17 protein-coding genes and 7 tRNA genes are annotated in these 17,398 nt (G+C 55.7%); 11 read left to right on the top strand and 13 right to left on the bottom strand.

All coding sequences use genetic code 11. The features are described 5' to 3' along the window. The 8 genes from BJP06_RS01450 to BJP06_RS01415 all read right to left on the bottom strand — a co-directional run bounded on the left by BJP06_RS01450 (window position 1) and on the right by BJP06_RS01415 (window position 7,011). On the bottom strand, window positions 1–891 hold the full coding sequence (locus tag BJP06_RS01450; RefSeq protein WP_070976791.1) for a phosphatidylinositol mannoside acyltransferase: 891 nt from the start codon (window positions 889–891) through the stop codon (window positions 1–3). A gap of 13 nt (window positions 892–904) precedes the next feature. Continuing rightward, window positions 905–1,558 (bottom strand): phosphatidylinositol phosphate synthase, encoded by a 654-nt coding sequence (gene pgsA / locus BJP06_RS01445; RefSeq protein ID WP_070362369.1) that lies wholly within the window; start codon window positions 1,556–1,558, stop codon window positions 905–907. A gap of 4 nt (window positions 1,559–1,562) precedes the next feature. After that, window positions 1,563–2,114: an HIT domain-containing protein gene (locus tag BJP06_RS01440; RefSeq protein ID WP_070362368.1), complete on the bottom strand. Its 552-nt coding sequence runs from the start codon at window positions 2,112–2,114 to the stop codon at window positions 1,563–1,565. A 20-nt stretch (window positions 2,115–2,134) separates the two neighbouring features. Continuing rightward, window positions 2,135–4,204 carry a threonine--tRNA ligase gene (gene thrS / locus BJP06_RS01435; RefSeq protein WP_070362367.1) on the bottom strand — a complete coding sequence of 690 codons (2,070 nt, stop codon included), beginning with the start codon at window positions 4,202–4,204 and terminating at the stop codon, window positions 2,135–2,137. Window positions 4,205–4,332: 128 nt separating this feature from the next. After that, the gene (locus tag BJP06_RS01430; RefSeq protein WP_071572577.1) at window positions 4,333–5,547 is read right to left on the bottom strand and encodes a Dyp-type peroxidase; all 1,215 of its coding nucleotides are present in this window, start codon (window positions 5,545–5,547) and stop codon (window positions 4,333–4,335) included. Window positions 5,548–5,562: 15 nt separating this feature from the next. Then, window positions 5,563–6,192, bottom strand: a complete 630-nt coding sequence (locus BJP06_RS01425; RefSeq protein ID WP_070362365.1) for a copper chaperone PCu(A)C — start codon at window positions 6,190–6,192, stop codon at window positions 5,563–5,565. Window positions 6,193–6,234: 42 nt separating this feature from the next. Beyond that, complete coding sequence (locus BJP06_RS01420) at window positions 6,235–6,807, bottom strand: copper resistance CopC family protein (protein ID WP_070362364.1); 573 nt, start codon at window positions 6,805–6,807, stop codon at window positions 6,235–6,237. 132 nt (window positions 6,808–6,939) lie between these two features. Beyond that, window positions 6,940–7,011: transfer RNA gene (locus BJP06_RS01415), tRNA-Val, on the bottom strand. A 211-nt stretch (window positions 7,012–7,222) separates the two neighbouring features. Here BJP06_RS01415 and BJP06_RS01410 point away from each other — a divergent pair. From BJP06_RS01410 to BJP06_RS01385, 6 genes are all read left to right on the top strand, one after another. Beyond that, window positions 7,223–7,298: transfer RNA gene (locus BJP06_RS01410), tRNA-Gly, on the top strand. An 18-nt stretch (window positions 7,299–7,316) separates the two neighbouring features. Then, window positions 7,317–7,388 (top strand) — tRNA-Val (locus BJP06_RS01405). Between the two features lie 32 nt (window positions 7,389–7,420). After that, window positions 7,421–7,496: transfer RNA gene (locus tag BJP06_RS01400), tRNA-Gly, on the top strand. Window positions 7,497–7,525: 29 nt separating this feature from the next. Then, window positions 7,526–7,599, top strand: a tRNA-Cys gene (locus BJP06_RS01395). A 5-nt stretch (window positions 7,600–7,604) separates the two neighbouring features. After that, window positions 7,605–7,676 (top strand) — tRNA-Val (locus tag BJP06_RS01390). Window positions 7,677–7,708: 32 nt separating this feature from the next. Then, window positions 7,709–7,784 (top strand) — tRNA-Gly (locus BJP06_RS01385). Between the two features lie 107 nt (window positions 7,785–7,891). Here the strand turns inward: BJP06_RS01385 and BJP06_RS01380 are convergent. The 3 genes from BJP06_RS01380 to BJP06_RS11785 are packed head-to-tail and all read right to left on the bottom strand — an operon-like array spanning window position 7,892 to window position 10,152. Then, on the bottom strand, window positions 7,892–8,866 hold the full coding sequence (locus tag BJP06_RS01380; RefSeq protein ID WP_070976789.1) for an asparagine synthase C-terminal domain-containing protein: 975 nt from the start codon (window positions 8,864–8,866) through the stop codon (window positions 7,892–7,894). Continuing rightward, a complete protein-coding gene (locus tag BJP06_RS01375; RefSeq protein WP_143000869.1) occupies window positions 8,856–9,179 on the bottom strand; it encodes a hypothetical protein in 324 nt (107 codons plus the stop codon). The genes BJP06_RS01380 and BJP06_RS01375 overlap by 11 nt, the downstream gene beginning before the upstream one ends. Then, window positions 9,163–10,152 carry a hypothetical protein gene (locus tag BJP06_RS11785; protein WP_143000868.1) on the bottom strand — a complete coding sequence of 330 codons (990 nt, stop codon included), beginning with the start codon at window positions 10,150–10,152 and terminating at the stop codon, window positions 9,163–9,165. The genes BJP06_RS01375 and BJP06_RS11785 overlap by 17 nt, the downstream gene beginning before the upstream one ends. 50 nt (window positions 10,153–10,202) lie before the next feature. On the opposite strand from BJP06_RS11785, the gene BJP06_RS01365 reads away from it, so the two are divergent. From BJP06_RS01365 to msrB, 3 genes are read left to right on the top strand one after another with little or no spacing between them, the layout of a single operon-like run. After that, a complete protein-coding gene (locus BJP06_RS01365) occupies window positions 10,203–10,958 on the top strand; it encodes a pyrimidine reductase family protein (RefSeq protein ID WP_070479004.1) in 756 nt (251 codons plus the stop codon). A 23-nt stretch (window positions 10,959–10,981) separates the two neighbouring features. Continuing rightward, on the top strand, window positions 10,982–12,298 hold the full coding sequence (locus tag BJP06_RS01360) for a glycosyltransferase family 87 protein (RefSeq protein ID WP_252930843.1): 1,317 nt from the start codon (window positions 10,982–10,984) through the stop codon (window positions 12,296–12,298). Further along, window positions 12,237–12,656 (top strand): peptide-methionine (R)-S-oxide reductase MsrB, encoded by a 420-nt coding sequence (msrB, locus tag BJP06_RS01355; RefSeq protein ID WP_070976779.1) that lies wholly within the window; start codon window positions 12,237–12,239, stop codon window positions 12,654–12,656. The genes BJP06_RS01360 and msrB overlap by 62 nt, the downstream gene beginning before the upstream one ends. Before the next feature lie 55 nt (window positions 12,657–12,711). Here msrB and hemQ read toward each other — a convergent pair whose 3' ends face one another. Continuing rightward, on the bottom strand, window positions 12,712–13,413 hold the full coding sequence (gene hemQ, locus BJP06_RS01350) for a hydrogen peroxide-dependent heme synthase (RefSeq protein WP_071572574.1): 702 nt from the start codon (window positions 13,411–13,413) through the stop codon (window positions 12,712–12,714). Between the two features lie 177 nt (window positions 13,414–13,590). Between hemQ and BJP06_RS01345 the strand changes: the two genes are divergently transcribed. Continuing rightward, window positions 13,591–14,178 (top strand): DUF3000 domain-containing protein, encoded by a 588-nt coding sequence (locus tag BJP06_RS01345; RefSeq protein ID WP_256472553.1) that lies wholly within the window; start codon window positions 13,591–13,593, stop codon window positions 14,176–14,178. A gap of 17 nt (window positions 14,179–14,195) precedes the next feature. Beyond that, the gene (locus BJP06_RS01340; protein WP_071572573.1) at window positions 14,196–15,392 is read left to right on the top strand and encodes an HRDC domain-containing protein; all 1,197 of its coding nucleotides are present in this window, start codon (window positions 14,196–14,198) and stop codon (window positions 15,390–15,392) included. Window positions 15,393–15,404: 12 nt separating this feature from the next. On the opposite strand, the gene dxs is transcribed toward BJP06_RS01340, so the two are convergent. Next, a complete protein-coding gene (dxs, locus tag BJP06_RS01335; protein ID WP_071572572.1) occupies window positions 15,405–17,342 on the bottom strand; it encodes a 1-deoxy-D-xylulose-5-phosphate synthase in 1,938 nt (645 codons plus the stop codon). Window positions 17,343–17,398: the final 56 nt, after the last annotated feature.

The raw sequence follows: 17,398 nt of genomic DNA, 5'->3' as shown, positions 1-17,398 counted from the left end.
CTACCTTTTCTTCCGGTCTGCGATCCAAAACGGCTGAAGCACATGCCAGTCTTGTGGGTGCTTTTTGATTCCGCGCTCAAACCAGCCCGCAAGCTTTTCCACTTTACCTTCTACGGAATCTGCAACAATCGGCGGCGATACGCTAGTCACCCACCCATCCATGCTGCCTGAACTCTCAAAGGCATTGTGTACTGCGAGCAGTGTCGCACCGGTTTTCTCCGCTAATACTGCCGGACCGGCGGGCATTGTCGTCTGCTCTCCAAAAAAAGCTACCGGCACCCCGTGCCCACCGAGATCACGATCTGCCAACAAACAGACAATCCCTTGTTTGTACAGAGCTTCCTCGAGGAGTTGCATTGGAGGTCTCGACGCACCACGCGAAGGAATCACCTGGATTCCTAACCCACGTCGAAATTCCAAAAACGCATCGTAGAGCTCTTCGGGCTCTACCCGCTCCGCGACCGTCGAAAAGCTCCCGTATCGGTGAGCAAGCCATGCACCCGCAAGATCCCAGTTCCCCGAGTGCGGCAACGCAAGCACTACGCCCTTGCCTTGTTGAATCGCATACTCCAGATGCTCAATCCCTTGTATCGATGCAGAGAATTGCTCATGAAACCGTTCATTCGAGATTACTTTCTGCAGGCAAAAGACCTCGAGCCAATACCGCATGTATGACCGCATCGAGTTCTTCACAAGCGAACGCGTGACGTTCTCAGGTCCAACCACACGCGAGAGATTCTTACGAAGTTGCTCCGGTAACTTGCCATTGCGAGAGTAAATGTCGGCAACGAACATCATCAGACAGTAGGCGATACTGTAAGGCAGCATTGATAGCAGCTTCCACCCCATCCAGTAGCTGCGATATACGCACTCATCCTTGAACGTTTGCATGCGCGCTTCGGTCCTAGCGCGACCCAAACGTTTTAGCTCCTGCTGGCGCGGCAATCTGCCGCTTTGATGCAGGATCCTTCGCTGCAATAACGAGTCGCTGCGCAACCGTATATATCGAGCCGAAAAACAGCAGCCAAAGCCCGCATTCAATGGCGTACGGCACACCGAAGCCTTCCAATCCCAGCGCGACAAGCGCGATGAGAAGACGCTCAGGCCGCTCAACCAGCCCGCCGACAATCTTGATACCCCCGGCCTCCGCGCGCGCCTTAACGTAACTAATCACCTGGGAGAGTACTAGTACCGCAAGGCAAACTGCGACATGCGCCGGAGAAGCTTGATCTACGTACACCAGCCAGAACACGATGGCACCGAAGAGCGCTCCGTCAGTAATCCTGTCACAACTTGCGTCAAGCGTAGCTCCGAAAGCAGTCCCTCCCCCGCGGAGACGGGCCATCGTGCCATCCACCATGTCAAAAGCCGCGAAAAGACCACTCAGAATAGCTGCCAAAACAAGATGGTCAGTTGGAATGAGCACGACGGCTACCAACACAGTGAGCGCTGTTCCACCAAGCGTTGTCCAATTCGGTGTTAGACCAGCTTTAAGCAATGCAGTGGCGACCGGTTCTACGACAACAGCAGCAGGCTTTCGTCCATGAACACTGAGCATCTGCCTACTCCCCTCCAGTCTGTTGAGCCGCCACTTCTTTCCAGCTCTCTGCTAATAGTTGGCGCGTTTCACGCAGCAGCTGCGGAAGCACCTTGGTGCCAGTGATGACTGTCATAAAATTTGAGTCCCCTGCCCACCTCGGGACCACATGCACGTGTAGGTGATCTCCGATAGAGCCTCCGGAGGCCCTGCCTAAATTCATGCCAACGTTTATCGCTTCGGGGTCTGATACCGCCTTGAGAGTTTTCACTGCGAGCGTTACGAACCTCATAAGCTCGGCTGATTCCCCCGCAGTCAGGGCTTCAATCTCCGCCACCTTACGGTACGGCACGACCAAAATATGCCCAGCGTTATACGGATAAAGGTTCAGCACCGCGTAGACGGTCTCCCCTCGAGCCACGATGAGCCCCTCTTCATCGCTCATCGAAGGAATCTGCACGAAAGGATCACTTGACCCCTTCTCATCGCGTGGCGTTGACGCGATGTACTTCGAACGGTACGGCGCCCAAAGACGCTGAAGTCTGTCTGGAGTACCAACTCCAATGTCCTCATACATTTCTGAGCGCCTCTCTACTTCTACTGGTCAGCCTGGCGCTGTTCAACCAGCTCTTTCGTTGGTTGTTCGTTGAACTTTTCGTCCACCCAGTTGGTGATAAGTTCGACAGCCTCGTCGACGCCGACTCCATTAATTTGGGTGCCGTCGAGGAAGCGGAAGCTTACAGCGTTTGCCTCTACATCACGCGCGCCAGCGAGCAGCATGAACGGAACCTTGTGAGTGGTGTGCGTCCGAATCTTCTTCTGCATCCTGTCATCGGAATGGTCGACCTCAGCTCGGATGCCGCGCGCCCGCAGCTGCTGGATGATGCCGTCAAGGTGTCCAGCGAAATCGTCAGCAACGGGGATACCTACAACCTGGTGCGGTGCCAGCCAAGCCGGGAATGCACCGGCGTAGTGCTCAAGCAGCACGCCGAAGAATCGCTCAATTGATCCAAAGAGTGCACGGTGAATCATGACTGGTCGCTTCTTGCTTCCGTCTGAGGATGTGTACTCAAGATCGAAACGCTCAGGCAGGTTGAAGTCGAGCTGAACCGTGGACATCTGCCAGGTACGACCGATGGCGTCGCGAGCCTGTACGGAAATCTTTGGACCGTAGAACGCTGCACCTGCTGGGTCCGGAACAAGCTCGAGCCCAGACTTGGTAGCAACTGATTCTAGGATGCTCGTTGAACGCTCCCAGATATCATCATCACCGATGTACTTCTCGGGATCCTTGGTGGACAACTCCAGGTAGAAATCATCAAGCCCATAGTCTCTGAGCAGAGAAATAATGAACTCCAACACACTCGTCAGCTCGTCTTCAAGCTGTTCCTCGGTGCAGTAGATATGGGCATCGTCCTGAGTAAAACCGCGTGCACGAGTCAGGCCATGCACCACGCCGGACTTCTCGTAGCGGTACACGGTACCAAACTCGAATAGTCGCAGCGGCAATTCACGGTACGAGCGTCCACGTGAATCGAAGATGAGGTTGTGCATAGGGCAGTTCATAGGCTTGACGTAGTAATCGACTGCCTGTTTGGTCACATTGCCTTCGTCGTCGGTCTCGCCGTCGAGCTGCATCGGTGGGTACATGCCGTCGGCGTACCAGTCCAGGTGGCCAGATTTTTCGAAAAGCTCACCCTTCGTCAAGTGTGGGGTGTTGACGAATGAATAGCCTGCCTCGAGGTGACGCTGGCGGGAGTGTTCCTCCATCACCATCCGGATAATTCCTCCATCCGGGTGGAATACTGGCAAACCAGACCCAACTTCCTCCGGGAAGGAGAAAAGATCGAGCTCATTGCCAAGACGACGGTGGTCACGCTTCTCTGCTTCTGCAAGCATCAACATGTGCTCATCGAGCTTTTCTTTCGACTCCCAGGCGGTGCCGTAAATACGCTGCAACCCGGCGTTATTCTGGTTGCCACGCCAGTACGCAGCTGACGAACGTGTCAGTGCGAACGCCGGAATGTACTTAGTAGTTGGCACGTGAGGCCCGCGGCACAGATCGCGCCACTCGACTTCATTCGTCCGTGGATTCACATTGTCGTAGTGGGTGAGCTCTCCGTGACCGACTTCAGTAGCTTCGTCCGAGTCAGGGTCCACGTTTCCCTTGTCCTGCACGAGTTCAAGCTTGTACGGCTCATCAGCTAGGTCCTCTGCTGCCGCTTCAGCCGACGGATAGACTCCACGAACAAACTTCTGGCCCTGCTTGATGATCTTCTTCATGCGGCGCTCGAGCAGCTTCAAGTCTTCTGGTGTGAACGGTTCAGCCGCGTCGAAGTCGTAGTAGAAGCCACCCTCAATGGCTGGCCCAATTCCTAACTTCGTCCCCGGAAACTCAATCTGCACTGCTTGCGCCAACACGTGAGCACACGAGTGGCGAATCACGGACCGACCCAGCTCAGTGTTCGCGGTGACTGGAGTTACTGTGGTGTCTACATCCGGCGTAAATGACAGGTCCTTCAACGACCCGTCTTCAGACTGCACGCAGACAACCGCCTCCGGGCCCTTATTCGGCAGCGACAATTCGCGCATCGCAACCCCGGCAGGAGTGTTCGCCGGGACCGTGAAAGCCTGGGCTGCAAGGTGGGTTTGGTCGTTATTCGTCATGTTCGTGCGCTCCTTTGCGCTTCAATGAGGTACGTCATACCTGGACGCACCCAGCTGGATTCGTACAAGCTCGCCGGAACCTTTAAATATTGAGGTCGGCAAACATGGCAAAAATCATACCGCGTTCACTACGCGAGTAGTGACTCGGCCCAGAAACTCGGAGCACCATCTTGCGCCTGCGTGCCCGGTGGTATCCAGTACACCGCCGAACCAATGTGCGTGATCCATTCATTCAGTCGGTCAGCCTCATCGAGCCTTTTGAGGACCGGAGTGAATTGCGTATCTGGGTTTTCCTGAAATGCAATGAACACTAAGCCAGCGTTGGACAGCTGTTCCTGCCCAGGCTCAGGCGGCAAATTGTAGTTATAAGGGCGCCGTTTAAATTTCTGCTCTGGGTGCCCTTCAGGCGCCATTGACCTGGCAACGTGCGAGTTTCTATCGACCTTTGGCAGGCCATATTCGTCCCGCGCTTCCAGATCTACCGGAGTGAACTCTTCGCCGCCCGAAAGGGGTGCTCCGTTGTCTAGCCTGCGCCCGACGGCCTCTTCACGGGATGTCCGGTCGAGCATTTCCCAGGTGTCAAGGTTCATCGCTATTCGACGAACCACCATCGACGTTCCACCTTCAAACTCTGCAACGCCTTTTGCCCACACCTGGGCGTCGTATTCCTCATCAGTGTGAGGGTTTACCGTGCCATCAATCTGTCCAAAGAGATTCCGTGGCGTGGTTCCTTCGCGGTGTACAGCAGGGTTATTCATGAACCCTTGCTGCACCCACGCGGTAGCTACATAATCGACGCCAGCTCGCACCATATGACGCATCGCCCATGCGCACATCAGTGGGTCATCTGAGCAAATCTGCAACACCACGTCAGTCTGGCCCCAGTTCCGTGAAAGCTCGTCTCGCGAGAGCGCCGGAATGTCGTGGAGCCACGACGGTTTGCTCTCAGGCGCGGCGATATCAAAAAACTTCTCTCCCAACCCCACGGTAATGGTGAGGTTTGCGGGGTGTTCCGTCATCTCTGGTTCCAGGCTTGCCAACGGGTTTTCGCCGGCTGTCAACGCACGGGCATCCTCAGTCCACAGTCGCATCAATCGAACAATCGCAGGCTTATCGACGCCATCTTTAAAATTGAAACCAATCAGATTTAGTGAGGACTGTTGAGGCGTCGAAATGCCTGCCTGGTGTATGCCGTCAAACGGAACCGTTGCTGTGGCAAGGTCTATCGCAGGCTCTTGCTGAGCATTCACCACAGCATCGCGGCTTTCCGCGCAAGCTGTGGCTGCCCCGGCGGCAGCAACACTCAGAGTCCCGGCGAGAAAATGACGACGGTTGACAGGCATTCGACTTTCCTTCAATTAGTGGTTGTGGCCTTCACCCATGGACCCATGTTGGTGCCCCTGGAGCTCCCCGTGCTCACCATAGTCTTCGTCACCCGGAAGCATAGAGCGAACGGCTACGTCTGGAATCTGCTCCTCGGTTCCGTCGGCGAACTCAAGCGTTACATCGACCACGTCGCCTGCCGGAATTGCAGGGTCGAAGCCCATGATCATGAAGTGGTCACCGCCAGGCTTGAGCTCATATGTCCCACCGGCGGGGATCTCGATGCCGCCTTCTTTCTCGCGCATGACTCCATCTACCACCTCGTGGATCTCGTAGGTGGCGTCGCCAAGTGACGTAGTGAAGCCAACGATGTGAATGTCCTTGTCAGAGGTGTTGTGCAGCGTACCGAAGAACCCGGTCATGGACTTTCCGCCTTCCGCACCGGCTTCTGCTTTCGCACGAATAGCCGCGGACTCAACGCGGATATCACCTTCGCCCTGAAGCTTGTCATTGTCTGGAGCAGCAGTCGTAGTGGACTCCACGGTTGTTGTCTCTGCAGCGGTTGGCGCAGATGTCGACGGGTTTTCCTGCGATGGCGAGCAAGCCGTCAGGGCAAGAGCGGCGACACCAAGTGCCGAAATAGCTGCAGTGCAAATGTTTTTCATATTTCTCCTTAGTCGTTGCTAAAAACTTGTGTATGTACTGGCTCAATCTTTGCTCAAGGAGCCGCGACGCAGTAAAAGTGCCGTTACAGCACCGAAAAGAAGCAGGATTAGTCCGCCGACAAAAAGCCAGCTAAAGGAACTGGATGAAGAACCGCTCACTTCTCCGGTTGGCACGGAATCTTCCATAGTTTCATCGACAACTTGTGAACCTTCCGGCGCATATGTAAACGTTGTCATCCCTTTAGTGGCGTGCCCGTCTGAAGAGACAATCTGAAATCCGATCCGGTACTCTCCTGGCACTTTGTCACCAGATTCGCGAACTTTCTCTGGAAGTTCAAGGGACACAAATCGTCCGTCGAGCACTGGCTCTCCAGTAAAGAGGATCTCGTTGTCCGATACCCGCGACAGCGCGAACGTGTTGAAGCCTTCCTGGGGTTGACCCGAGAACTCCAACGACAGCTCTTTCGGAAACTCGGCTACCACGGACCCGTTTGATGGATCTCCCCCAATAACGGCATCATGTGCCTCCGCTGATCCGGCCAACGCAGAAGCTACACATACGGCACTCAATATAGCCCATGCCGTTCGCTGTACCCTTTGTCCTGCTTTGGACATTCGGATCCCTCCTACAAAATGAACTGACTTTAAACCAGTACAACATTAGTCGTAACGAATGGCGGATTAGTTCCCCAGCATGCCCAGTGCCGGACCATAGAAAGCGAAAATGCCCGCAAGGCGGGCATTCAGTGGTCCTAGCTGGGATCGAACCAGCGACCTTTCCGGTGTGAACGGAACGCTCTTCCACTGAGCCATAGGACCGAACGCGAACTACTTTACACCCCCTCCACTCCTTCAACGAATCCGCAGTACAGCAACACTTTCACCGAGTAACAGCAATTTCCCTGCCAACCCAGCGCCTCACCATCGTACGCACCTGCCAAGACTGGCCCTGTGCTGGCGATTTGGAAAACTAAGAGCTAACAGATAATGTTTGTTCACGCACAACGGAGGTACCACTTCCGGAGAGCATGCGGATGTAGCGCAGTTGGTAGCGCATCACCTTGCCAAGGTGAGGGTCGCGAGTTCGAGTCTCGTCATCCGCTCCAAGTGTCTTTAGACACTCTGCGCGATTAGCTCAGCGGTAGAGCACTACCTCGACACGGTAGGGGTCACTGGTTCGATCCCAGTATCGCGCACAGAGTCGCACAGCTCTTTTCAAAATGTGCATGCGGATGTAGCGCAGTTGGTAGCGCATCACCTTGCCAAGGTGAGGGTCGCGAGTTCGAGTCTCGTCATCCGCTCCAAGTACTTTCAGTACTTCGGAGGTACTCACGGTGGATTGGTCGAGTGGTTAGGCAACGGTCTGCAAAACCGTGTACACGGGTTCGATTCCCGTATCCACCTCCAACCTCGCGCGATTAGCTCAGCGGTAGAGCACTACCTCGACACGGTAGGGGTCACTGGTTCGATCCCAGTATCGCGCACAGAGCCGCACAGCTCTTTTCAAAATGTGCATGCGGATGTAGCGCAGTTGGTAGCGCATCACCTTGCCAAGGTGAGGGTCGCGAGTTCGAGTCTCGTCATCCGCTCCACATAGGCTCACGCCCTCGGGATTCCCGAGGGCGTGAGTTTTCTCATATCGGTTGGACGCCGCGGTTTCAGTGTGCCTTGGCCCACATATATCTAGGGACGGGGCCTCCTACTCACCGCGCGCCTGGGTTTTCAGCTGTTCGAGGAACATGCGAGCCACCGTAAACTCCAACGGTTCCCTCATCGGGTCGGAGTACGTCTTCTCCCCCGCCCGGCGCGTCAGCTGTTCCCGTACGAGCGTGACAATGGCGTCTACGCCTCCTGATGAGACTTGCATCGGGTTTTTCGTGGTCTGCACGAGTTCCGGACTGATTCCCATGTCTGCAGCGATGCGACGGAAGAGCGCCTTGTCTTGTGCGATGTCGGCCCCACGGATGACTCGTGGGTGGATGCGCAGTGCGAGGTCGACTGCCTCGTGTGTCTGCCAAACCTGAATGTGGCGCTCGGGGTCTGCGATGAGGCGCTCGTAGAAGTCCGGGATGAAACGTTGCCTGGTGAAGTTTGCCTTGATCCCTCGGCGTACCTGGTCATCCCAAAGTTGGAGGTAATTGTTGGCTGCTGTATCGATGGTTTTTCCGCCGAGAAACAGTGCGTCCGCACCTGCCCCTGTGATGAGTGCGCCGTCGGCATGATACTCCTGCCTGTACGTGTCGATGGCTACCAAAATGGCCCCAGAGAGCACTTCCCAAGGTTCCACGGTGTCGAGGCGCTCGATGGTTTCCTTGAGCAGCGTCTCCAGCGCTTCCCCGCGTGGGGCGACGACGTGATGCTCGAAGCCGAGTGCGCGGGCCACCTCACTCGCCACCTTGGTCTCCTCCGCTGCCTGTTGCGAGGAGTCTTGGCTGAACGTCACCGCGAGGACGTCGGTACGCAGTTGGGCGAGCACCGCGGCGATGAGGATCGAGTCGACGCCGCCGGAGAGCATGAGAGTGGGGCGCCCCGGCCAGCGCCCGAGCACCGCTGTGAGGCGTGCACGCAGGTAGTCGACGACAGCATGTTTAGCTGGCGCATATTCGGTGATCTCGTATGTACCTGGCTCGATGCTGCGCTCGTCGGCGACGTATTCGCAGCCTTTATCCGTCACAGCCAATTTTCGTCCTTTCCTCAAGCGCTGCAATTCGCTGCTGCAGCTCTCGTATTTGTTTCCGTCGCGTTTTCATCACCACCGGTTCGGCGTGCGTATGGCGGTAGACCGCCACGTGCACCATCCAGGAGAATGCGCCCAGGATGACCCCGGCGGTAAGGATCAGGCCGAAGCGTTCAAAGGTGCCAATCTGTTCTAGCCCTGCGAGCGAGATGTTGAAAGACAGCACCCCAATGACAGCGAGGAAGACAGACAGAATCTCTATGCTCCGTAAGAGACTGTTGCGTGACTCTGCTTCAATCCTCTCCGACATCCGCTCTACTTCGGCGCCGACGTACGCAAGCTCTGCATCTACACGTCCTTGAATGGAGTTTTGTACCTGCCGTTCGGTGGCAATCATCATCCGGTAGGAGACGAACTCCCCGTGCAGCGCTGTGGCATCCGCGGGGTAGGTTCTTAATGGCCATCTGCACAGAGTGAAGTGCCTCGGCGTAAAAGTCGTCCCGGGAACGAACCGTGTGTCCCGAGAACACGTCGGAGCGTGGTGCTGCTTCGATGGCTGCCATGCGGCGGTATCCCTCGGCACGCCGGTAGTGCGCGATGTAGTCGTTTGGCGAGTGATAGCGCAAGATTGCCTCAGAGAAGGCGAGTATTTGCTCCCCATACTCGGTGTCTGGGTAGAGCCACAACCCGTGGAGCATGAGATGTTTGAGCTTCAGTGGCACTTGTTCCAGCTGAGAAACGGCATGCTCGTTCCCGTCGCTGGGTGGGGCTCCCACGGCGTCGAAGACGTGCTGCGGGTCAATCCTACGACCCGAGAGCAGCCTGGCGAAGGTGAGAAAAACCTGGTTGAGGTTGACGGTCACCGACAGGTTGTGGAAGCGCAGGGGCGCATCGTTCGCCATATCGAGTACGCGCCGGATGCCATCGTGGTCGAAGTTGAAGCGATGGAGTTGCAGCTCGATAAGGATGAGCGCGAACTCTGCAGTGCGAGACTGCCTTGCCCATTCCGGCAACAGCCGAAGCCATTCCTCGTTGTGCTCACCGAGGCAGCGCTCACGTGCCTTCCATGTTGCGTCGGTCACGGCGTTGAACATCGCTTCAAACGCATCGATTTCACGGTAGACGGTCTCACCGAACACCGCGTCTGCAAGTACGCAGACCTGCTGTTTCCAATCGGCATCTGCCACGTCTGGGTCAAAGAGCGCTGCGAAGAGCCGGTCAGGGTTCTCGCCACCTATCCATACCCGCTGCGCCTCTTCCACGAGCGGAAAACGATCGAGCACGTGCTGTCTCCTTTTAAAATCCTGGCAGTCAGATGTGTACGCTTGACGCCATGATAGACGCGAGCCGCACTTTCGAACCAGCTGAATTGCTGGGCACTGTGCTGCCCGCTTCAGTCCCGGAACTGCGTCTGCTTGCGGTCATGACACTTTCCGGCGCGGCCTCTCTCGATGGCACCTCCCGCTCCCTTGGCAACGCCATCGATGCCGCGCTGCTCAACCTGCTGCGTGTGTGGTCCGACGCTGTCTTAGTCGGTGGAGGCACCGCGCGGGCGGAAAACTACTTCGGAGTCAAGTGCACCGACGAGGACAAGGCCGAACGTCGGTCCCGCGGGCAGGCGGAGGTCCCACCGCTTGCGATCATCACCGAAAGCTTCGAGTTTGACGTGGACACACAGTTGTTTTACGACACGGAGGTGCCTCCGCTTTTCCTCGCTCCGGAGCACCACGTCGACGATCCGGAGCTCGCCGAGCGTCGAGAAGCACTCCTGCACGCGGGCGGCCGCATTCTGTCCACTGGCGATGGCACTGCACGCTCAATTATCGATGCCCTGCACGCCCAGGGCTTTAACCGCATCGTTTGCGAGGGCGGACCTGGACTCTACGACATGCTCCTGACTGCTGGGCTCGGTGACATTTTGCACCTGACCATCGACCCTACGTTGCAAGGCAAGGTAGAAAAGCCCCTCTTCGGCGGAGGTGGAGACTATGCCACCCCGCTCGAGCTCGAAGACGTGCGGGTGAGCGAGGACTCGACGATGTTCGTGCGCTACCGTCTGTGGGGCACTGCTGCTTCCCACGAGGGGTAACTGCATTCGGTACTGTTATGCAAGTGACGTACGCACAAGACACTCCCCCCGCCTGGGCGCAGCGCCTGAACAACATCTGGACCGCTCCTGCCCCACAGAATGGCTCGCACACCACAGCGGCAACGCGCACGCTACAAACCGCCGCTAACGCAGCTGCCTGGCCACTGGCACTTCTGCTCACCATCCACCGAGTTGCCGTTCTTGCAAGGCACGGCTCCCAGACCGACGACTTCACCACCGTGTGGGCTGCCACCCGTCGCTTTGTCGAGCGCGTCCCCGTCTACAACGAGGTGTATCACCACGTCGATCCGCACTATCTTTACAATCCTGGAGCTACGCTACTGCTCTCACCTTTGGGCCTGTTTGACGACGCCTCGCTGATCCGTCCACTCTTTGTTTTAGTAAACACCGCCGCCATTCTTGCGGCACTTGGAATCCTCACGAAGCTCAGTGGAAAACCGCTGAGCCACCCGCTGCTACCTATCAGCATCGTGCTCAGTTTCTGCACCGAGTCAGTTGTAAACACACTCGTCTTTTCGAACATCAATGGTGTATTGCTGCTCCTCTTTACCGTATTCCTCTATAGCTATACTCACAGGCGCTTTGTGTTAGCCGGCGTCTGCCTAGGCCTCGCCATACTGGTCAAGCCGATGTTTGCCCCCTTGGTGGTGTTGCCACTCATGCAACTCCGCTGGCGTTGCGTCGTACCGAGTGTCCTAGTTCCCGTGCTCTTCAACGTTGTCGCATGGCCAATGACACCGGGCGCCCGCGATTACATCGATGTCGTCGTCCCCTATCTAAAGATCACCCGCGACTATGCCAATTCATCGCTTGCCGGCTTCACGACTTACTTTGGCTTTCCGACGCAGTTCTACGACGCACTATTCGTCTTTTTCGGCATCACTGTCGCTATAGCGGTCCTGGGGCTTGCCCGCTGGCGCTGGTCAGACGAGCTCCTATGGCTCACGTTTAGCTCCACGGTTTTACTCGCGGGTGTATGTTTGCTCTCGTCCCTCGGCCAGGCTTACTACTCGATGATGCTCTTCCCGGCGGCTTTCACTGTTCTTTCAGCACGAAGCCCAATGCACACCAGCGGCCCCTGGATCGGACTATTTTTCTGCCTTGCACCGTTACAATGGACGACACTTCGAAACCCTCTCATCGGGAACTGGATTACTACATTCCTCCCCACATTGGGTTGGGCTGTGTTCATCGTATCGACGGCCACCTGGGTACTCACAACAGTGTTCACAACAAAGAAAGGCGACAGAGACCCTCATGACAGAGAATCGTTTTCAGCAGATGACGGAAGCAGAGTGGAAAGCTCACCTCGCCCCTGAGGAATTCCGTGTACTTCGGCAAGCCGGCACCGAAGCACCTGGAGTTGGTGAGTACACCGATCATTTCGAAGAAGGCATCTACGTGTGCCGCGCATGCGGCGCAGAGTTGTTCCGCTCTACAACGAAGTTCGACGCCCACTGCGGGTGGCCAGCGTTCTACGCTCCTGATAGCGAAGCCGCCGTCATCAAGCGAGCCGATTACTCTCTCGGGATGGTAAGAACTGAGGTGCTTTGCGCTCAATGCCATTCCCACCTGGGGCATGTATTCGAGGGTGAGGGTTTCAACACACCAACCGATCAGAGATACTGCATCAATTCAATTTCTCTGAAGTTTGATGCCCCAAGAAAGGACGATTAAAGAACTCCCCCAGCGCCGAGATGCGCTGAGGGAGTTTTTGATTTCGCAATGCCAGCTACGGCAGAACCTTTATGATGTCAGCAATGCTTGCGACGCGGCGACCGGTCTGGAACGGGATTTCTTCTCGGACGTGAAGGCGCGCTTCTGTGTAGCGCATCGTCTTCATAAGTGACTCAATACGCTCCAGCGTGTCCGCCTCGAACGAAAGCATCCACTCATAGTCGCCAAGGACAAAGGCCTCGACGGTGTTGGCACGAACGTCTGCATAGTCGCGTGCTGCCATGCCATGCTCCATTAGGATCTTGCGACGCTTCTCAGGCTCCATTACGTACCAGTCGTATGAACGAACGAATGGGTACACCGTAATCCAGTCCTTCGGATCCTCCCCCATGATGAAGCTCGGAAGATGCGATTTGTTGAACTCCGCAGGGCGGTGAATTCCATTACCGAGCCACGAAACCTCCAACAGCTGACCGAACGCAGTGTCACGGCGGAATCGCGCGAGTGCATCCTGGATGTACTCGAATTCCTCCGCATGCCACCAAATCATGAAGTCCGCGTCAGCCCGAATACCAGTGTTGTCATAGATACCACGTACGACAACTTTCCCTTCCTCTTTGAGCTGCTCAAAGAACTTTTCTGCTTCTGCGATAACTTCGTCGCGCTCGGTACCAAGTGCACCTGGGATCGCACGAAATACCGCGTACTGCAGGTAGCGCTGGGTTGCGTTCAGCTTTTCGTAGTCAAGCTTCGCCATTTAAACTCTCCTTCTGAGATTCACGGAAACACGTTGGATGCCAAGGCGACCAACCGTCGCTATAAAAACATACATCAAACGAAAGTACTAGTTCAGTGTACACTTCGCTGCAAACGCTGAATCTTGCCAACCAATATACGGCGCGCCTCGCCCCCTCAAAGCCGCATCCTCATTAGCTTGGTTGGCGTGATAAACTCGGATACCACCTCCCCAAGCGAGAGCGCGTCGACTCCTGCGGAGTTCACCGCAGCGGTCGAATCGATGCATAAGGCTCAAGTGCGCCCAGAAATCTCCATCGGTACCATTCGGCCTCCTCAGCGGCCTGCACCGTTTAGCCACGCCGTTGGGCTTGAGGTTATCCAGACCAAGCCAGACCAAGGTGACGCGTTCGGTCGCCTCATCCTGCTTCATTCCCCCGACGCCGAAGAGGCCTGGGAGGGTTCAATGCGACTAGTCGCCTATATCCAGGCAGATATGGACGATGCTGTCGCGGCGGATCCACTTCTCCCCGATGTGGCATGGCAGTGGCTTAACGAGTCGCTCGATGGCAATGGGGCCGGGTTTACCAACCTTGGAGGTACGGTAACCTCCACAGCTTCCGTCCGCTACGGGGAGATTGGCGGCCCTCCGCGGGCGTACCAATTGGAGATGCGCGCATCTTGGACAGCTGAAGGAATTGATCTGTCATCACATGTGGAAGCGTTTGCAAATGTCCTCAGTTTAGTGGCGGGTCTGCCACCCGAAGGTGTGCGAACTATTTCGTAGCATTAGTATGTGTACGCATGGAAGTGAATTTGTCCTACACCTTTGTCGATCATCCATCGCAGTTTGCCGAGGTAGCTGATCAATTAGCCGAAGGACTTGGTCCTTTTTGTATCGATACCGAACGAGCCGGCGCGTACCGCTACGATGACCGAGCATTCCTCGTGCAGATCTACCGCAAAGACGCGGGAACGTTCCTCATTGCCCCTGAGCACTATCGAGACGAGTTCGAACAGTACTTTGCACCAGTCTGCAATGATCAGGAGTGGGTAATACACGCGGCGAGAGAGGATCTACCGTGTCTCGCGCAATTAGGATTACGCCCGTCCACTATTTTCGATACCGAACTTGCAGCACGATTTGCAGGCTACCCAGCAACCAAACTTGGCGTGTTGGTAAAGGAGTTTTGCCAAGTCTCACTTCCCAAGCAGCACGGCGATGCCGATTGGTCACAGACACCACTGACCGACTCAATGCTCGAGTACGCAGCGCAGGACGTTATTTACCTGCCCCACCTTGAACAGGCCTTAGTACACCTCCTCGATATGCAAGGCAAACTTGAATACGCGAATCAAGAATTTGCTCATTTGGTAGCTACACGTTCAAACCCGGGGGTAAAGAAACATTCTTGGCTCGATATACCCCAGGTTTCGGACAAATTGTCGGATCTCGAGCTCACTTTGACGAAGTGGCTTTGGGATGCTCGCGATTGTTTTGCCTACGACCAAGACATAGCTCCGGGATTAGTACTTCCGAACAAGATGCTGGTACCACTGGCTCAGTCCCGCCCAACGACCGTTGACGAATTGCTGGCGTTTGACGGTGCAACCCATGCGCTCACCACCTATCCATACTTCTGGCTCGAGACAATCCATGATGCGCTGTTATCCCCATTTGAAACCGCACTGAGGGAACAACTTCGCTTACCTACTAGGAAAAGCATTTGGGAGTGGACAAGGCACAACAAAGTGGCGCTACGTACGCGACAAAACATAAACAATCGGGTCGCCGAAATCGCCGAGACTCTTAAGATCCGCAAAGAGCTGATTTTGACGAACAAGGTCCTCGAACGGACCATATGGACCGCCTTCCACGAACGTCTAGATTGGCCAATGGAATACACCCGTCCCCTGCTCAAGCAGATGGGACTGCGCGAATGGCAAATAGACTTCCTAGCACCTATTTTCGTGGCGGAACAGCCGGAACCTCGCCGCTAGGCAGCGAGTGCCTTATTGATCGCGGTCCTCAAGGCCGCGTACCCACTCGCGAATCTTTTTCGTCGCAGCTGACTCGTCCATACCGAATTCTTCAAAGATCTGTTCCCGGGAAGCGTGCTCTGGGAACACCTGAGGAAATGCAATATGCCGCAGCGGTGTGTCGATTTCAGCGTAGGACAACGCTTCTGCAATTGCTGAACCAACGCCTCCATGCACGATCCCGTCTTCATACACCACGACAAGATCGGACTCAACCGCAAGCTCGAGAATATCAGGGGAAACAGGCACAACCCAACGAGGATCTACCAGGGTAACTCGAACATTGTCCGATTCCAATCGTTCAGCGACCCGTAGTGCCGAATCCGCAAAAACTCCCACTGCAACAATCAACACATCAACTGTCTGGTCACTTTCATCATTCTGCGCAGTCGATGATGGCTCTCGAAGAATATCGACGCCTCCTGGAAGCCGCTTAATAGCTGCTCGGTTCTCGCCGACGTTCCCCTTAGGGAAGCGGACGACAGTTGGCCCGTCCTTAACAGTCAAAGCTTCCCTAAACAGTTCCCTTAGCTGCTGCGGATCGCGAGGCGCCGCGACACGAATATTTGGGACGATCGACGTCAGCGCCATATCCCACACGCCGTTGTGGCTTGCGCCGTCCGTACCAGTGACGCCCGCTCTATCGAGCACTACAGTCAACGGCTGCTTGATAAGTGCTGCGTCCATCAGGAGCTGATCGAAAGCTCGGTTCAAAAATGTGGAGTAGACCGCGACAACGGGGTGCAGTCCCCCGAGAGCAAGCCCGCTGGCAGAGGCAATCGCATGCTGCTCCGCAATACCGACATCAAAAAATCTATCAGGAAATTCCTCTGCGAACGGTGCAAGGCCTGTCGGCCCAGCCATAGCGGCCGTGATTGCGACAATGTCACGTCGAGTCCTAGCGGCGTCGAGAAGTTCCTCGGTGAAAATTGATGTCCACCCTGGCTTGGACTTCTTCAGAGTTTCTCCTGTAACAGGGTCAATCGCACCAGTGGAGTGCATTTGGTCGGCGATGTTGTTAACTGCGGGGGCGAAGCCGTGGCCTTTCTCAGTCACAACATGCACAATCAAGGGCCCCTCGTAGGTCTTCGCGTACTCGAAAGCGCTTAGCAACGCCGTGAGGTCGTGACCTTCTACTGGCCCAACGTACTTCATCCCCAGCTCTGGGAACATCTCTGTTGGGATAACCTGGGCCTTCACTCCTTCTTTCAGCGCATGAAGCGCTTCAAACGTCCGTTCTCCGACCCAACCCATCGACTTGAGGGTCTTCTTACCGGATTCCATTACGTCGTCGTAGCCGGGTTTCATGCGCAAAGCTGCGAGCTGATCACGAAGGCGAGTCAGGTTGTTCGCAAAACCACCAATAGTTGGCGAATACGAGCGACCATTGTCATTTACGACTATGACTACGTTGCGTTCTGCGGCTGCAATGTTGTTCAGCGCTTCCCAGCACATCCCACCCGTCAGTGCACCGTCACCGACGACGGCGACAACATTTTCGTCGCCCTTGCCCTGAATGTACTTGGCTTTCGCTAAGCCATCTGCAATTGAAAGCGAAGCACTCGCGTGCGATGACTCAGTCCAATCATGTTCCGACTCCGAGCGCGAGGTATAGCCAGAAAGACCGTCTTTCTGACGCAAGGAATCAAACTGACCAGCACGCCCGGTCAGAATTTTATGCACGTACGACTGGTGAGAGGTATCAAAAACGACCGGTTCCGTTGGCGAGTCGAATACGTAATGCAGTGCAATTGTCAACTCGACAACGCCGAGGTTCGGCCCCAGGTGACCTCCCGTTGCTGACACCTTCTCAATTAAAAACTGGCGTACTTCATCAGCGAGATCTGATAATTCCCCAGGCGCCAACGACTTCAAATCCGCTGGCGAATTGAGTTTACCTATCAGTCCCACGGTCCTCTACTTCTCCTTTAGAACAAGCAATAGTTGACGCTAGTTTACACCTTGCG

It is taken from the genome of Corynebacterium sp. NML120713 (assembly GCF_001875735.1).
Lineage (GTDB): Bacteria > Actinomycetota > Actinomycetes > Mycobacteriales > Mycobacteriaceae > Corynebacterium > Corynebacterium pseudogenitalium.
Note: the sequence above shows the minus strand (reverse complement) of the source record. Positions and strands in the feature narration are given on the sequence as shown.

What these genes read in the sequence shown, in the direction of transcription:
- msrB (WP_070976779.1), top strand. Translation starts at nt 12,237, where the DNA reads ATGACAGAGAATCGTTTTCAGCAGATGACGGAAGCAGAGTGGAAAGCT.
- BJP06_RS01440 (WP_070362368.1), bottom strand. Translation starts at nt 2,114, where the DNA reads ATGTATGAGGACATTGGAGTTGGTACTCCAGACAGACTTCAGCGTCTT.
- BJP06_RS01340 (WP_071572573.1), top strand. Translation starts at nt 14,196, where the DNA reads ATGGAAGTGAATTTGTCCTACACCTTTGTCGATCATCCATCGCAGTTT.
- hemQ (WP_071572574.1), bottom strand. Translation starts at nt 13,413, where the DNA reads ATGGCGAAGCTTGACTACGAAAAGCTGAACGCAACCCAGCGCTACCTG.
- thrS (WP_070362367.1), bottom strand. Translation starts at nt 4,204, where the DNA reads ATGACGAATAACGACCAAACCCACCTTGCAGCCCAGGCTTTCACGGTC.
- BJP06_RS01450 (WP_070976791.1), bottom strand. Translation starts at nt 891, where the DNA reads ATGCAAACGTTCAAGGATGAGTGCGTATATCGCAGCTACTGGATGGGG.
- BJP06_RS01420 (WP_070362364.1), bottom strand. Translation starts at nt 6,807, where the DNA reads ATGTCCAAAGCAGGACAAAGGGTACAGCGAACGGCATGGGCTATATTG.
- BJP06_RS01430 (WP_071572577.1), bottom strand. Translation starts at nt 5,547, where the DNA reads ATGCCTGTCAACCGTCGTCATTTTCTCGCCGGGACTCTGAGTGTTGCT.
- BJP06_RS01425 (WP_070362365.1), bottom strand. Translation starts at nt 6,192, where the DNA reads ATGAAAAACATTTGCACTGCAGCTATTTCGGCACTTGGTGTCGCCGCT.
- BJP06_RS01365 (WP_070479004.1), top strand. Translation starts at nt 10,203, where the DNA reads ATGATAGACGCGAGCCGCACTTTCGAACCAGCTGAATTGCTGGGCACT.
- BJP06_RS01375 (WP_143000869.1), bottom strand. Translation starts at nt 9,179, where the DNA reads ATGTCGGAGAGGATTGAAGCAGAGTCACGCAACAGTCTCTTACGGAGC.
- pgsA (WP_070362369.1), bottom strand. Translation starts at nt 1,558, where the DNA reads ATGCTCAGTGTTCATGGACGAAAGCCTGCTGCTGTTGTCGTAGAACCG.